Here is a 14,958-nt window from a genome sequence, read left to right on the forward strand (position 1 = left end):
ATGGGTGGAAAACACCAACGAATTAACAAACGCTATCGGTATCAAAAACACTATAAAACGAACTGTAACGACAAAACCTAAGCTGAAATATTTTCCTAGAAAATCAAAACCGTTATTGCCACCATTAACATGGTACGTTGCGTAAGTTCCAATGAAGAGTATGATTAAATTCGCTATAAAACTCGTCAGATACCACTCATTAAATTCGTATCTGTCAGGAGCGAAGCTCAAGATTTCTATAGTGATGGTCATAAAAAGCAAGTATATGAACAGATAGATAAAGCGATCTGTTTCCGTTAGTTGGTTACGTTTAATATCCTGTTTTAACTGGTTAATATTCCATATATACAAGTTGATTCCTCCATTTCTAATTTCTAAGTAATTTTATTGAGCACAAAACTCACTCAAACTCGTTTCCCATATTTTCAAGTACTTTTTTGCCGCAGATTGTGCAGGTGACATAGCGGTTCATGTTGTAGTAGTGACCGCCGTTGATGAATTCATGTATCAACAACATGCAACGCCCAGCTATAGATTTGTCTCGATCATAACTCGACGGTTTGCGCACTAAACTCTCTTTATGCTCTGTCGGAGCTTTGCAACGCTTGCAGTATCTAATCATCGGTATATCCTCTTAGCGTTAAACACTTAGCGAATATACGCCATTGATAAATACGCACTTAAATGCACATGGATTTATGCGAGTGACTTAAAGAATTGGCGGGATATCAGACGGAGAGAGTGTTCTGACTGGATACATTAGTAGACAAAGGTAATGAATCAATGAGGTATGAGCACTCCTAAACATTAACCATTAAAGTTCAGGAGTACTTAAATAAATTAACGAACGTTTACTGCCCCACTAAGCTACCTCAGCAGCAGTTGGGTCTATAACAGATGTTACTTCGTTAATTTGGTTGGCTGGGAATCCTCCCATTTCAGCATGCTTACGGACGAGTTCTTTATTTTCCGCTATAAAAACGCAATAGATTTTGTTGGGAGTAACATACGTCTCTTGCCACTGTATTTTAGGGCCAAGTTGCTGCAGTACTCCACAAGATGTTTGAGCAATATCCTGAAGTTCTTTCGGTGTAAGATTGCTGGCACCTTCAACTTCTCTCTCGATAACATATTTAGGCATAATTACCTCCTTTCGCTCAGTTCAATTTTAGTCCAAAAGCATTAGAGGTGATCAATAAAATAAGAATTATTCTCAAACTAACCAATAAACAAAATGTTACATAAGGCGCGTATATATACACTTTACCAATTTGAAGTTATGCCCACTTGGTCGTAAAAAAACAACCCTTAACGCAGTCGATTCAAAACAACAGACTGGTCTAAATTACTCTGCCATTCAGTATAATCAAGACCTTTATCAAATATGAACTCAGTGACTAATGTTCTGACACATTCCACTAACTCTCTTGTGCCCCAAGGCTTTTCAAAGTAGCGATTAATACCAGCACTATTAATTGCATTTATAGTGTCAGAATGGGTTGCCTGTCCGGTGAGCAGAACTTTTTTAGTATAGGTAAAACGAGCATCTGCACTAATTTCTGTAAGGAGTTCAACACCTGTTTTTTCTGGCATAACATGGTCTGAGATCACCAAAGCAACATACTCGCCGTTAGCATCGAGTTCATCCATAAGTTCTAACGCTTCAGAGGCTGACTCACAGTCTTCGATATTCAGCCAGAAGCAGAGAGGCTCTAGGTCTTGTAACACTGCGCTTAGCACTTCCCTCTGGTCATCCACGCATATGATATTAAGTTTCTCCATGGTCATCCTCTACTGGTAACTTTATTCTGAAAATGGTTGCGTCTTGATCGCTTTTGACCGCGATACTTCCGCCATAACTTGAAACGATTCGCTTAACGATAGACAACCCCAAACCTAAACCAAACGACAACCCATCTTTCTTAGTAGTGAAGCTTGGTTGAAAGATTTTCCGCCTTGTCGCTTCATCGATTTCAGGCCCGTTATTGGTCAAGGTGACGAGAAGACGATGCTTACTATATTTGGTTTGGATATCTAATCTTGGCTCCGGCGTCACCATCATGGCATCACAAGCGTTCTTAACGATGTTGACCCACACCTGAACCCATTCTGTTTGCGATCCTTTTAACTTAGGTAAATTGCCCGATCTCATTCTTACTGAAACTCTACGCAAGTCACTCTGCAAAAGGGTCAGCGCTCTGTTTATTGTGTCGTTAATGTCTAGCTCTTCATCGAGATTAACTTCACTTCTTGCAAGCTGCTTAACGGACTTCACAATGCCTACAGTGTGGCTCGACGCCACACGTAGATCGTGTAAATCCCTGCCCATTTGCCAGTAACGAATGGCGAGATTCGCGTTACTTATCCAATGAGAAGACAATTCGTCTTCCGGTACGGCGCGTGCAAGTTCTCTCGCAATGTTTTTAGGAAGTTGATACTTACGTTCTAGTATCAATCCTCGCCGTCTAGCTTCACTGGAAGAGACTTTTTGACCATGCATTAATCCATAATCAAAGAACTGGCTGGCCTCGGGATGAACCTCTTCCAACAGTTCCATAAAAAGGCTTTCAAGACGTTCGCTCTTACTGCTAACTACACCTATTGCATTGTTTAGCTCGTGAGAAATGCCCGCAGCTAACTGTGCCAATGTGGTCATCTGTTCTGCGGAGTGCAGTTTTTCCAACGCTTTCTCTTTTTCTACCGCTTCCTGATGCGCTCGACGCTGGCGACGATTTAACTCCGCAACAATGACCGGCATAAATTGAGTACTGAGTGGGCCGAATTTTTCTACCTCTACGGCTTCACAGTGCCTGTCTATCCAACTGAGTTTTACTTCCGTTTGAGCCACAACCGTTGAAGAAGCCGTCCATGTTCCAGAAAAGAAACTGTGTACGCCAATAAACGCGCCTTTTGATGCAGAAAACACCTTTACATGGCGACCTTCATACTCTTCAAAATCCCCCACCAGTTCACCAGAATGGACATAGTAAAGTCGGTCATTGTAACCGTCTTGCTGAATCACTTTACTGCCCGCTGACAGGGTTATCGTTCTCTCAATGTTTCTGAAGTAACGCTCTACAAGCGTGCGTTCTTGTTCATTCATGCTATTTGCCGACTAACCGATGAATCCGATCACATTCAAAGCCGCAACCATGACAAAACTCAACAACACCCCTACGAGTCCAAGTACAACACCAACTCTTGCCATCTGGTTACTTTGCACGTAGCCAGTAGCATGAGCCAAAGCATTAGGAGGTGTACTGATCGGTAACGACATGCCCAAAGAGGCAGCAAAGGTCACCACTAAAATCAACGTAACTTCACCACCTAGTGCGCTAAGAGATGTCATTGAAGCGCCCAATGCTGCCATTATCGGCATAAGTAAGTTTGCGGTCGCAGTATGAGACATAAAGTTTGCCATTAGCAGACATAACAACGCAGCGCCAAACAACACCACGTAAGGCGAAAAATCACCGAAAGGAATGCTGTGAACAACCAGAGCGGCTAACCCTGTTTTATCTAACGCCAGCCCCAATGCGATACCACCGGATACCAGCCAGAGCACATCCCAAGATATCTTTTTCAAATCTTCTTTGTTGATGATCCCTGTTACTGAGAATACTGCGACGGGAATTAAAGCCACGGTATACGAGTTCATACCGTGTAAATCCCCCACCAACCAGAGCAATATGGTCGCGGCAAAAGTGATATACACAACCAAAGCCTTTGGTGTCTTAAGGAATTTGCCTTTAATCGTCAGCTCAATTCGTTGCTGATCAGCTTTGTATAGTGAGCAAATTAAAAACCACGACAATGCCATCATGACAACCACAAACGGCACACCAAACGCCATCCATTCACCAAAAGTAATCAGATTGTCACCGACGAGATATTTGAGTGCTATAGCGTTAGGCGGCGTTCCGATTGGAGTTCCTATCCCGCCGATATTCGCGGCGACAGGAATACACAGAGCAAACGCTATCCGTCCCGGGTCTTTCGGCCCAAACACAGCAATAACGGGTGCCAATATAGAAAGCATCATCGCCGTTGTTGCAGTATTAGACATAAACATCGAAAAAACGCCCGTGATCAGCATTAAGCCAAGCATGACGTATTTAGGATTCTGACCAAATGGCTTGAGTAATACCCGAGCTAAGTTGACATCCAATCGATACTTAGTTGCCGCCATCGCCAAAAAGAAACCGCCGAGAAACAGCATAATAATTGGGCTTGCGAAGGTTGCCATAATGTCGCTGTATTTAAGCAGTTGCCCAAACTCGGGTTGCGATTCGTTTAAACGAAACAGAATAAGCCCTTTGTTTGAAAGCATCAGCAATTCAAGGACAATGATAACAACCGAAGTGGCGTAGATTGGGATGGGTTCAAACACCCACAACAGGGCAGCAAGCAAGAAGATTGCAATGACACGTTGCTGAATAAGCGTCAAACCGTCGAATGGAAAAGCCGACAACGGCATAAGCAAAATAAGTAAAGGTATTACAATTGGAATAATAAATTTTAAGTAAGGGCGTACCATCGATGCTCTTCCTTGCTGCTGGTTAAACCAATCTGAAAAAATGGAGTTTCAAGACCAATCACTATCTGTTCTTTATTGCCCTAAGCGATTTTCATAGCGCAAATGCTTGAAAGAAAAATGACAGGTTTTGATATGACACCAGAATTCAAACTAACGGATACATTATGGAAGAGCGAAAACAAAAAGTTAGGAGTGAGATCAACGATTCAGTGTTCCTTCGAAACAACATGTCAAAAATGAGGGCTTAGACACAAACTCGGCCCTATAGCATCAAGATAACCGAATGAAGAAAAAGAAAAATCCGGCCTAAGCCGGATTGGGTTTAATCGTGGGTGCCTAATTTCACTTTGCCATTGGTTTTAAACCACAGCGCTTCTTTGCGACGGCGACCAAGCAGAATAGGACCATCATCGTAGAATAAGAAGTTCTTCCAGTGACGTTTAAACACGGACCATTTGGTTTCAATCACATTGTATTTTTCATAACAAAAATAGACAGTAACATCGTCTTGCCAGTCAATGTGTTCTAACACAGCTTGTGGTAGATCTTCATCATCACTCTCCCACTCAGCCATCCAGTCTATTTCGTTCGACCAACTGTCTGCCTTGCTAGGCCAGTCTTGAGAGCTGAAACGCTCTGCATCTGGGCTCTGCGAGCTTAAGTTCTCTTTCCAATACTGAGCAGCGCGAAGTTGAGTCATAGGTTTTATCTGTGCCAAATCCTCTTCTGGAACTGGCATAGATTGATGGGTAAAAATCCATTTTCTTTGGTAATCATCCAAAGGCAAATACGACATGAAATGTCCTTAGGCTTTGAGCCATCCATTTTCGGTGGCTTGTTCAATCATTTGCTGCGCATATTCCCACAGCGTATGTGAACCATCGTCAATACGTCGATTCACGGTTAATGCTTGTTGGCGAGTTACGTTGTTTTCTCTCCAACCAATCCCCTGATTGTTGAAATTCAGCATCATAGGAATCAATCTGTCGAGCGCTTTGGCAAATTTAGCATCCGCGCTCTCGGCGGCTTCGAATTCACGCCATAGAGAAAACAGCTCTTCCGCCTGATCGTCTGGTAATAAACCGAACAACCTTTCAGCAGCAGCCAGCTCTTTTTGCGCTTGCTCTTTTGAAGCTGCTGCATCATATACAAAGGTGTCGCCAGCATCAATTTCAACCATGTCATGCATCAATAACATTTTCAGAACCCGACTAATCTCAACAGGTTCATTTGCATGCTCTTGCATCACCAATGCCATCATAGCGACGTGCCAACTGTGCTCAGCACTGTTTTCTAGTCTATCTTCCGCACATTGAATACGAGTTCGACGCAGCACAGATTTTAGTCTGTCCAATTCCAACACCAGATTGAGTTGTTGTTGCAATCGCTGATTCATATTATTCCTCTTTCCAATGCGCGTTAATCAGTGACATCAGGTTGTGATCTTCCCACTTACCATTAATCAGAATGTAGTCTTTGGCATGCCCTTCGTGCGAGAAACCCACACGTTCAAGAACACTTTCACTGCGTTTATTACGAGGAATGTAAGCCGCCATAATGCGATGCATATTCTGAACAGAAAACATGTAGTTGCATGCCATTTGCAATGCACGAGTCATGGTTCCTTTGCCTTGTGCATCACAGGCAAGTGAATACCCAACATTGCAGGTGTAGATAGGAAAACGATTTAAGTTACTGAATGAAATAGTGCCAAGCATTTTATCGGTCTTGGCATCAATAATCAGCAGATAGTAGCCCAGAGAAAGTTTATGTACTTCGGTGAGTTTAAGTAACCTCTGCTGCCAGCCTTCTGCAGTAAAGAAGGCTTCTTCACGCGCAGGGTCCCATGGCTTTAGGTGTTCTCGGTTCTCTTTGAAGTATTGGGCAATGCGCTCAGCATCACTGAACTGAGCGGTAACCAGTAGTATTTCGCCATCCGTTTCATAGACTGACGTTGGCGTGCTGTTCGATTCAATCAACGTTTCTTAATTCCATAATCTCGAAGCTTGTTGGCAACAGAGGTGTGTGAGACATCTAGGCGCTTAGCCAGTTTGCGGCTTGAAGGGAAAGACTGATACAAACGGTCAAGCACTTGAGCTTCGTAATCTTTCATGATGTCGTCCAGTGAGCCATCAAGATTAATATTGGTGACACCCACATTATTGCTTTCCAACTGTGGCAGATGGAAAAGTTCAGCAGTAAGCACATCATCTTGCAACTCAGTAAGTGCACGTAAAACCATATTATCTAGCTGACGAATATTGCCCGGCCATTGATACAAAGCCAGTTGATCGAGCAAACCTTCGTCCAGTTTCGGCTTAGCCATACCAAGTTTTGCAGTGTGCTTGGAAATAAACAATTCCAACAGAGGCTGAACATCACTAGGACGCTCTCGTAACGGTGGAATAGTCAATGTCAGTACATTGAGACGGTAGAAAAGGTCTTCGCGGAACTTGCCGGATTCTGCCAACTCAGCCAGCTTATAACGTGTAGAAGCAATCACACGCACATTGACATGGATTTCGTGTTCTTCACCAACGCGGCGGAAAGTGCCATCTTGCAAGAAACGTAGCAGCTTAATTTGCAGATGAGGACTCATTTCACCGATTTCATCCAGCAGTACTGTGCCACCATTGGCTTGTTCAAAGATACCTTTATGACCTTGCTCATGGTTGAACGAACCCGGAGCATGACCAAACAACTCAGTCTCAGCCACATCATCAGGCATAGACGCACAGCTTAAAACTAAGAATGGATGATCAGCACGGTCTGAACGATTATGACAAGCCCGGGCAAGCATCTCTTTACCTGTCCCCGTATCCCCTTCAATCAACAATGGTTGATCGAGCATCGCAAGTTTTTTTGCTTGCGTGATAAGTGCCTTATGGCGATTCGAAATACCGACAAAGTGCTCGAAACCAAGGTTGTTATGCAGAGACAGCTGAGTTTCAGTTGCAACACCGGTGACTCGAGGGCGAATGATCATCATAGCGCTGGCAAAGGTAGATTCTTTGGATTCGCCAGTGATGTACACAGGCATCATTTCCATTAAGTAATCCAGACCATCCAACACGATCTCCTCGCGCAGACGAGACTTGCTGCCTTCTATCCAACGCTGGAAATTGAAACTTGGTAACAGCGTTGAGATGTGTACACCATTCATATCGCCATTGTCTTTGTTAAACAGAGACAATGCAGAATGGTTAGCCATATCGACAGAGCCCTTCAGGTCAATCGATAGCACCGCATCAGGCAAATTGTTCAATAAGGAAATCAGTTCCGTATTGTGCCTTTCCATTGGCATAAACTGAATTTTACGTACGTCTTTAACACCGGAAATTCTACGAATTTCAGCCATTAACTCACTGAAAGTTTCAAAATCAATGTCTGGACAGTTTAAGTAAATGATTCCGGAAATATCGATTTCGATACCACGTAAATCGATATTTTTAGAGGCGAGTATGTCGAGGAGTTCTCGAGTCAGACCAAGTCTATCTTCGCAAAATACTTCAAGGCGCACAGAATGATTTCCCAATAAGAAAGTGTCACGAAAAGTTGACAGTAGTTTCTATCAAGGGCTGAAATGCGTCAAGTAATCTGTGTGCCTGTCGCGAGTTTTCTCTTATTTCACGGTCAACGCGGTGACTTTCGTAACGATTTGTTTGCGTATTGCGCTCAATTTTACAGCGCGATCCTTATGCCATGGTAACGGACGTAACAATGTCATTGCTTTTAAACCTAAACGTGCCGTTAAGATACCCACACCGATACCCTGTCCTGCACGCGCCGACACTTTGCCCGCTAAATCCATAGAAAGCAGATCCATACTGGCATCGATCACCAGTTCGCTTGCCCCTGCTGCGGCCATGTTAACCAATACAGATTTAAACAGTTTCAATCGTGACCAATACCCAAGCTCAACACCATACAACTGCGCAAGTTGATCAATCATGGTGAAGTTGCGCCAAGCCACCAGCAACATATCTGCAATCGCTAACGGACTTATCGCCACTAATGCAGCCGCTTCGGTTGAGAACTTAGACACAAGCTGAGTGGCTTTTTTATCTTGTTCGCTCACCACCATAGCATCATACATATCTAATATTTCAGCATCGCTGTAACTGTCACTAACGCTGTTTTTCCAGCGTTCATAAGCAGGCGAAGTAGGCAGCACTCCACCTTGTTTTGCCAATGACTCGCAAAACGCTTCACCCTGCCCAACCACGTCTTTGGTCATTAACGCTTCCGCTTGTTCCTGAGTTGAAAAATGATTTCTCAACTTGCGGAGTTTCCAAAGCTCTCGACCTATCGCTCCCAGCCCTAGCGATGCGAGCGTTGCGATAAATCCTGTCCAGCCAAGGCTTAACCAATCTGACGTTTGAACCGCCTGAATCACTGAGTCTATCGCCTGCCAAGTAACTAGACCACCAAAGCCTAATAATAAGCCGGAAGCCAACCAGCGACGACCTCGCTTAGGTCGGATAATTTGTTCTAGTTGCGTTTCAATATTGCTTTCTTCAATCTCAGCGACTGAAGGGACGAACTTCTCTTGTTCGGAAAACTGCTTTTGCGCAGTAAGTTCGACTTTGTCATTTTCTTTGTCTAACGACTGAGTGAAGACTTGTTTGGCTTTTAAATCGCTCATTGCAGCTTATCTCCAATCAAAGTATCCAACGCTTTGTCTACGCGAATATGCTGACAAGGCTCATCATGATTCATGCTCGCAGGTCGGAACGAAGTGAAATCGAAACGGCTCTTTTGCCAAAAATCAGGATTTGGCAACTTGTTAGGCACTTCTCCCGGATACAAAGTGAGCGACTCTCCCGCTTCAGTCAAACCCTGAATAGCCGGAACTCTGCCTTCACTGGTATCAATATGACCGGATTTAGTTGCGCGAACTGAGGCCATGCTAATGCAGCTCATCTCAATGTTTTCATACGCCGCTGACTGCCAAGCAGGATGAATCATCTGCTGAAGCAGCGACACTAGGTTCCCATATTGATCGGGGGTTATGTGGTCTGCTTTGGTGGCCGCAAACAACACTTTATCGATCTTGGGAGAAAAGATGCGTTTCAATAAGCCATTTCTGCCATAACGGAAGCTATGCATAATTTGTTCAAGCGCGCTGCGCATATCCATAAAGGATTCGTGACCATCATTCAGCGGGGAAAGACAGTCGACCAGCACGATTTGACGATCAAATGTTGAGAAATGGTGTTTGTAGAAGGCTTTAATAACCTTGTTCTGATATTCCTCATAACGCTTTTTAAGCAGAGATAAAACACTGTGTTTACCGGTCTTGGTCACAGCTTCAATATTTCGGCACGGGAAGAATTGCAGTACAGGAGCCCCTTCCAGCTCTCCAGGTAAGACAAATCTTCCTGGCTGAACCCAATGCAACCCAGACTCCTTACATTTGTGAAGATAGTCTGTATAAAGCGAAGCAATGTGCGCGAGTGTTTTTTCATTCGCTTCTTCATTTAAATCGACTTTGTCTAGCTCTTCAAGCCAAGGTTTCGCCAGTTCGGCTCTAACGCCATGCATGGCATTGAATTGCTGTGCAGACCACGTAGTAAAATCCAGCTCAAGCATCGGCAAATCAAGCAGCCACTCACCCGGATAATCGATAATATCCAGATACAGAGTCGATGTACTGCTCAGTAACTTTTTGGTCCGCTTCTTAGTTTTGTACTTGATAGCTAAACGAATTTCACTCACATCGCGAGTTGGAACCGGCCACTCTGGTGGCATAGAGTGCAGTTGCGCCATTGCTTCGTCATAACCAAAACGCGGCACCATTAGGTTGGTTTGTGGGACACGTTTCGCGCCGATAATTCGCTTATCTCGCGCTGCGGCAAGCAGTGGCAAATTATCATGTGTGGACGTATGCAGCAGTTGATTCACCAACGACGTAATAAATGCGGTTTTGCCTGCACGGGATAGCCCCGTCACGGCTAATCTCACATGGGCATCTAAACCACGATTAATTAAGTCATTCACTTCTTGGCGAATTCGCTTCATTGACAGTCTCCCAGAAAATCTTTAGCGCATCATGACGTTGTTAATCTTAATACGAGATGAATAAAAAAGCCCCTGAATAAAATCAGAGGCTTAGTATTCGTTTTTAAACGGTTAATCTTCTTCAATCAGCTTGTAGATAACAAACAGTGCGATTTCCAACATCACGAACAGCACGCAGGTAATCGTTACGTACTTATCATCAAAGATACTGATCCCATGAAGAATAAGGTCGTAGCCTACAAAAGCACCGATAACCACGGCTATGAGGATCTGAAGAATTTTTATAAAGCGAGGCATCATGCTCTCCTGACGTTTCAATAAGTTAACAAGCCAATAATTATTAAAGCATTATATAGACAAAAAGTGCCGCTTTCGCCGCACTTTTTGTGATTTATTGGTCAATATTATCTTTATTAAGAATTACTTGGCAGCTTCAGCGATTTTTACGCGCCAAGTATCCGGACCAGTTTGGTGTGCATTTGTACCTGTAGAATCAACTGCAACAGTTACTGGCATATCTTCCACTTCGAACTCGTAGATCGCTTCCATTCCTAAGTCTTCAAAAGCAACCACACGAGCTTTCTTGATCGCTTTAGCAACAAGGTAAGCTGCGCCACCCACTGCCATCAGATAAACCGCTTTGTGTTTCTTGATTGATTCAACCGTTGCAGCGCCACGCTCTGCTTTACCAATCATGCCCATAATGCCCACTTCTTCCAGCATCATGTCAGTAAATTTATCCATACGCGTTGAGGTTGTTGGGCCAGCAGGACCAACCGCTTCATCACCCACAGCATCAACAGGGCCGACGTAGTAGATAAACTTGTCTTTTAGATCGACACCTTCAGGTAACTTCTCACCATTTTGCAGCATGGTTTGGATACGCTTATGCGCAGCATCACGACCTGTAAGGATCTTGCCTGAAAGCAGTACCGTTTCACCCGTTCTCCAAGACTGAACTTCTTCTGCCGTCACCGTATCTAGGTTAACTCGGCGAGTATTCGAACCTGCTTCCCACGTGATTTGTGGCCAATCTTCTAGCTTCGGTGGCGTTAGCTCCGCTGGGCCTGAACCGTCCAAGGTGAAATGTACGTGACGCGTTGCAGCACAGTTTGGAATCAAACACACTGGTTTAGAAGCTGCGTGTGTCGGCGCTGTTTTGATTTTAACGTCAACAACGGTTGTTAAACCGCCAAGACCTTGAGCACCGATACCTAATTTATTTACACGGTTGAAGATATCAATACGCAGTTCTTCTTCCGCATTTTGAGGGCCACGAGCAATCAGCTCATGAATATCGATATGTTCCATCAAGGATTCTTTTGCCAGTACTGCCGCTTTCTCAGCCGTACCGCCGATACCAATACCTAGCATACCCGGAGGACACCAGCCAGCGCCCATTGTTGGCAATGTTTTCTCTACCCATTCTGCAATATCGTCAGACGGGTTAAGCATTACCATCTTAGTTTTGTTTTCACTACCGCCGCCTTTAGCCGCGATTTGAATTTCAACTTTATTACCCGGAACCATATTGATATGTACAACCGCTGGCGTGTTGTCTTTGGTGTTAATACGTTTACCAGCAGGATCCATCAAAACAGATGCACGTAGTGGGTTGTCCGGATTGGTGTATGCCTGACGAACACCTTCGTCCACCATTTGCTGAACCGTCATATCAGTAGAGTCCCACTGAACAGCCATACCAATGTTAACAAAGCAAGTTACGATACCTGTGTCTTGACAGATAGGACGGTGGCCTTCTGCTGACATGCGAGAGTTAATCAAGATTTGCGCGATAGCATCTTTCGCAGCTTGGCTTTCTTCTTTGTTGTAGGCTTCTTCTAGGGCTTTGACAAAATCTAGCGGGTGATAGTAAGAAATGTATTGTAGAGCATCAGCTACACTACTGATTACGTCTTGTTGTCGAATTACCGTCATTGCTTGCCTCTTTTATTGTTATGCTTCCTTGAGCTTTTAAAGAGCTTACCTTTGAATCAGAAAATTGCATGGAATTGGTGAGCCCATCAAGTGGCTTTATGATACTCTTGCTTTCCTCAACGCGCCATTCGGTGAACGGTCTCTTTGTCACAAATTACTAAAATGACAATTTATTAAAATGAATAACAACGAACAAAAAATCATTCAGTCAAAAGCACTTACCTATCATGCGGATATTGCAACTCAACTGTTTTCAAAGGTAGAAAATCGCCCTTGGGCCATGCTGTTACGCTCGGCTTCTGAGACACATATCGACAGCCGCTATGACATTTTGGTGGCGAACCCAATAGCGACACTCACAACCACTGGCGAAGAAACAATCATCACTGAACCCTCCGGTGTAACTTCATCCTTAGAAGACCCATTTGCACTGCTCGCTACTTTGCAAAATCAGTATCTGCCTAAGCAAAGTTATAGTGAGAGCCTGCCATTTGTTGGCGGTGCAGTCGGCTATTTTTCATATGATTTAGGCCGCAGAGTCGAGAAACTTCCTACTCTTGCCAAGCACGATATCAATATGCCAGATATGGCTGTGGGTATTTATGAGTGGGCAATTGTAGTCGATCACCACAGCAAAACGGCTCAATGGGTTGGCGTAAACTTAGATGATGCGCAGCAGTGGCTGGAAATGCAAGACAGAGACTGCCATGACGAAAAAGCCAAACAAGCTTTCTCTCTTACAACGGCTTGGCAATCGAACATGACACTGGAAAGCTACGCTGAAAAATTTGCTCAGGTTCAGGAATATTTGAAATCCGGAGATTGTTATCAGATCAACCTCGCACAGCGTTTCGAAGCTCAGTATCAAGGCTCTGAATGGCAAGCCTATCTTAAGTTAGAAAACCACAACCAAGCACCCTTTTCTGCCTTTATTCGTACTGAAGAAGGCGCAATTTTAAGTGTTTCACCAGAGCGTTTCTTACAGTTACGTGGAGACGAAATCGAAACCAAACCGATTAAAGGCACCAGACCAAGAAGCCAAGATAAACAATTAGATGACGCTTTTGCATCAGAGCTTGCTCATGCGGAGAAAGATCAAGCAGAAAACCTGATGATTGTTGATTTGCTGCGTAATGACATTGGTCGTGTCGCGGCGCCGGGCTCTGTTCACGTGCCTAAACTGTTTCATATTGAGAGCTTCCCAGCGGTTCACCATCTTGTGAGTACCATTCGTGCCAAGCTAGACAGCCAATATTCGGCTTGTGATCTACTAAAAGCAGGCTTTCCGGGCGGCTCCATTACAGGGGCACCGAAAGTGCGTGCAATGGAAATCATCGAAGAACTCGAACCTCATCGTCGCAGCGCTTACTGTGGTTCGATTGGTTACATCAGCCGACACGGGCAAATGGACACCAGCATTACAATTCGCACCCTAGTTGCCCACAATCACAAAATCTATGCTTGGGCTGGTGGCGGCGTGGTTGCGGACAGCCAATGTGAATCAGAATTTCAGGAAACATTGGACAAACTGAGCAGAATTTTGCCTATATTGGAAAGATAAGATGAACACCAGATAAGTGGCTTCTTCATGAAATTACTTATCTGGCTACCTTTTCTAATGTCATAGAAACAAAACTATTGAGTCAGTATGAAAGCAAGAACACCGCTCACGAAAACGGAACTAATACAGCGATTCCAACTTCATCAACCCGTTGATTATCATGTTGAATCAACGCGTCGCTATGACAAAATCCCAAGAGATTCACTACGCAAAGCATCTGTACTGATTGGATTTGTACAAAGAGAGCATGGGTTGAATATTGTTTTGACCAAACGCGCAGAACATCTCAAACATCACCCCGGTCAAATTAGCTTTCCGGGTGGAAAATACGAAGAAGGCGATCTGACGCTGTACAGAACAGCGATACGAGAGGCAGAAGAAGAAATTGGAATTACCGCTTCTGATATAGAAACCTTCGGTCAGTTGCCCGAAATCGTCACCATAACTAAGTTTTCAGTCACTCCTATCATGGCTTTTATCAATCCTGACTATCAGGCAACGATTGATCCCAACGAAGTTGAAGAGGTATTTGAAGTCCCCGCCGATCATTTGTTAGACAAAAACAAACTCTATTCGGGTATTTTTCAGGTCAAAAGTCAGCCGCATCGAATATTTGCCATCCCCTATCAGCGACATTTCATCTGGGGTATGACGGCGCAAATCATCCAAGCTTTGCAACGTCACATTAATATCTCTCACAAATAAGTCCATATCATTAACATTAGTAATGCTTTTTATTCGAGCACAAAGCGATAACAATTAATTAAACTCAAGATTACTATTAGTTTTTCTAATCAAACATCTCAAAATAACTCATGTGTGGCACGTAAATTTCGTGATCTACTTGTTATTTTGAGTAAACAACTTATCTACAGAACTGTTGATGTGATTTATATCAACT

The 14,958-nt window shown here is 43.8% G+C and carries 15 protein-coding genes; 2 read left to right on the plus strand and 13 right to left on the minus strand.

Translation table 11 applies throughout. From position 1 onward, the window contains the following. Window positions 1-400: 400 nt before the first annotated feature. The 13 genes from AAGA51_RS08305 to AAGA51_RS08365 form a co-directional block, all read right to left on the minus strand. Window positions 401-622 carry a hypothetical protein gene (locus tag AAGA51_RS08305; RefSeq protein WP_042487569.1) on the minus strand — a complete coding sequence of 74 codons (222 nt, stop codon included), beginning with the start codon at window positions 620-622 and terminating at the stop codon, window positions 401-403. 240 nt (window positions 623-862) lie between these two features. Then, window positions 863-1,141: a DUF4242 domain-containing protein gene (locus AAGA51_RS08310; RefSeq protein WP_042487572.1), complete on the minus strand. Its 279-nt coding sequence runs from the start codon at window positions 1,139-1,141 to the stop codon at window positions 863-865. A gap of 167 nt (window positions 1,142-1,308) precedes the next feature. Continuing rightward, window positions 1,309-1,782 carry a response regulator gene (locus tag AAGA51_RS08315; protein ID WP_042487574.1) on the minus strand — a complete coding sequence of 158 codons (474 nt, stop codon included), beginning with the start codon at window positions 1,780-1,782 and terminating at the stop codon, window positions 1,309-1,311. Further along, on the minus strand, window positions 1,769-3,103 hold the full coding sequence (locus AAGA51_RS08320) for an ATP-binding protein (protein WP_042487576.1): 1,335 nt from the start codon (window positions 3,101-3,103) through the stop codon (window positions 1,769-1,771). Before AAGA51_RS08320 ends, AAGA51_RS08315 begins: the two co-directional genes overlap by 14 nt. A 12-nt stretch (window positions 3,104-3,115) precedes the next feature. Further along, entirely contained in the window at window positions 3,116-4,537 is a 1,422-nt protein-coding gene (locus AAGA51_RS08325) for an SLC13 family permease (RefSeq protein ID WP_042487580.1), read from the minus strand. 322 nt (window positions 4,538-4,859) lie between these two features. Beyond that, on the minus strand, window positions 4,860-5,333 hold the full coding sequence (locus AAGA51_RS08330; protein WP_042487584.1) for a DUF2947 domain-containing protein: 474 nt from the start codon (window positions 5,331-5,333) through the stop codon (window positions 4,860-4,862). A 9-nt stretch (window positions 5,334-5,342) separates the two neighbouring features. Beyond that, complete coding sequence (locus AAGA51_RS08335; RefSeq protein ID WP_042487588.1) at window positions 5,343-5,933, minus strand: HD domain-containing protein; 591 nt, start codon at window positions 5,931-5,933, stop codon at window positions 5,343-5,345. A gap of 1 nt (window position 5,934) precedes the next feature. Then, window positions 5,935-6,513, minus strand: a complete 579-nt coding sequence (locus AAGA51_RS08340) for a GNAT family N-acetyltransferase (protein WP_102963425.1) — start codon at window positions 6,511-6,513, stop codon at window positions 5,935-5,937. Continuing rightward, complete coding sequence (gene tyrR, locus AAGA51_RS08345) at window positions 6,513-8,057, minus strand: transcriptional regulator TyrR (protein ID WP_042487593.1); 1,545 nt, start codon at window positions 8,055-8,057, stop codon at window positions 6,513-6,515. Before tyrR ends, AAGA51_RS08340 begins: the two co-directional genes overlap by 1 nt. 102 nt (window positions 8,058-8,159) lie before the next feature. Continuing rightward, complete coding sequence (locus AAGA51_RS08350) at window positions 8,160-9,182, minus strand: YcjF family protein (protein ID WP_042487596.1); 1,023 nt, start codon at window positions 9,180-9,182, stop codon at window positions 8,160-8,162. Beyond that, complete coding sequence (locus tag AAGA51_RS08355) at window positions 9,179-10,558, minus strand: YcjX family protein (RefSeq protein ID WP_042487599.1); 1,380 nt, start codon at window positions 10,556-10,558, stop codon at window positions 9,179-9,181. The genes AAGA51_RS08350 and AAGA51_RS08355 overlap by 4 nt, the downstream gene beginning before the upstream one ends. Before the next feature lie 111 nt (window positions 10,559-10,669). Next, window positions 10,670-10,855 carry a hypothetical protein gene (locus AAGA51_RS08360; RefSeq protein WP_042487601.1) on the minus strand — a complete coding sequence of 62 codons (186 nt, stop codon included), beginning with the start codon at window positions 10,853-10,855 and terminating at the stop codon, window positions 10,670-10,672. Window positions 10,856-10,978: 123 nt separating this feature from the next. Beyond that, window positions 10,979-12,496 carry a fumarate hydratase gene (locus tag AAGA51_RS08365; RefSeq protein ID WP_042487602.1) on the minus strand — a complete coding sequence of 506 codons (1,518 nt, stop codon included), beginning with the start codon at window positions 12,494-12,496 and terminating at the stop codon, window positions 10,979-10,981. 178 nt (window positions 12,497-12,674) lie between these two features. Between AAGA51_RS08365 and pabB the strand changes: the two genes are divergently transcribed. Both pabB and AAGA51_RS08375 read left to right on the plus strand, forming a co-directional pair. Beyond that, entirely contained in the window at window positions 12,675-14,057 is a 1,383-nt protein-coding gene (gene pabB / locus AAGA51_RS08370; protein ID WP_042487605.1) for an aminodeoxychorismate synthase component 1, read from the plus strand. 87 nt (window positions 14,058-14,144) lie between these two features. Then, window positions 14,145-14,762: a CoA pyrophosphatase gene (locus tag AAGA51_RS08375; RefSeq protein WP_042487608.1), complete on the plus strand. Its 618-nt coding sequence runs from the start codon at window positions 14,145-14,147 to the stop codon at window positions 14,760-14,762. Window positions 14,763-14,958 lie beyond the last annotated feature (196 nt).

Source organism: Vibrio diazotrophicus, assembly GCF_038452265.1.
Classification (GTDB): domain Bacteria; phylum Pseudomonadota; class Gammaproteobacteria; order Enterobacterales; family Vibrionaceae; genus Vibrio; species Vibrio diazotrophicus.

Excerpts from the sequence above, each read along its gene's own strand:
- AAGA51_RS08305 (WP_042487569.1), bottom strand. The coding sequence starts at position 622 with ATGATTAGATACTGCAAGCGTTGCAAAGCTCCGACAGAGCATAAAGAG.
- AAGA51_RS08310 (WP_042487572.1), bottom strand. The coding sequence starts at position 1,141 with ATGCCTAAATATGTTATCGAGAGAGAAGTTGAAGGTGCCAGCAATCTT.
- AAGA51_RS08315 (WP_042487574.1), bottom strand. The coding sequence starts at position 1,782 with ATGGAGAAACTTAATATCATATGCGTGGATGACCAGAGGGAAGTGCTA.
- AAGA51_RS08320 (WP_042487576.1), bottom strand. The coding sequence starts at position 3,103 with ATGAATGAACAAGAACGCACGCTTGTAGAGCGTTACTTCAGAAACATT.
- AAGA51_RS08325 (WP_042487580.1), bottom strand. The coding sequence starts at position 4,537 with ATGGTACGCCCTTACTTAAAATTTATTATTCCAATTGTAATACCTTTA.
- AAGA51_RS08330 (WP_042487584.1), bottom strand. The coding sequence starts at position 5,333 with ATGTCGTATTTGCCTTTGGATGATTACCAAAGAAAATGGATTTTTACC.
- AAGA51_RS08335 (WP_042487588.1), bottom strand. The coding sequence starts at position 5,933 with ATGAATCAGCGATTGCAACAACAACTCAATCTGGTGTTGGAATTGGAC.
- AAGA51_RS08350 (WP_042487596.1), bottom strand. The coding sequence starts at position 9,182 with ATGAGCGATTTAAAAGCCAAACAAGTCTTCACTCAGTCGTTAGACAAA.
- AAGA51_RS08355 (WP_042487599.1), bottom strand. The coding sequence starts at position 10,558 with ATGAAGCGAATTCGCCAAGAAGTGAATGACTTAATTAATCGTGGTTTA.
- AAGA51_RS08360 (WP_042487601.1), bottom strand. The coding sequence starts at position 10,855 with ATGCCTCGCTTTATAAAAATTCTTCAGATCCTCATAGCCGTGGTTATC.
- AAGA51_RS08365 (WP_042487602.1), bottom strand. The coding sequence starts at position 12,496 with ATGACGGTAATTCGACAACAAGACGTAATCAGTAGTGTAGCTGATGCT.
- pabB (WP_042487605.1), top strand. The coding sequence starts at position 12,675 with ATGAATAACAACGAACAAAAAATCATTCAGTCAAAAGCACTTACCTAT.
- AAGA51_RS08375 (WP_042487608.1), top strand. The coding sequence starts at position 14,145 with ATGAAAGCAAGAACACCGCTCACGAAAACGGAACTAATACAGCGATTC.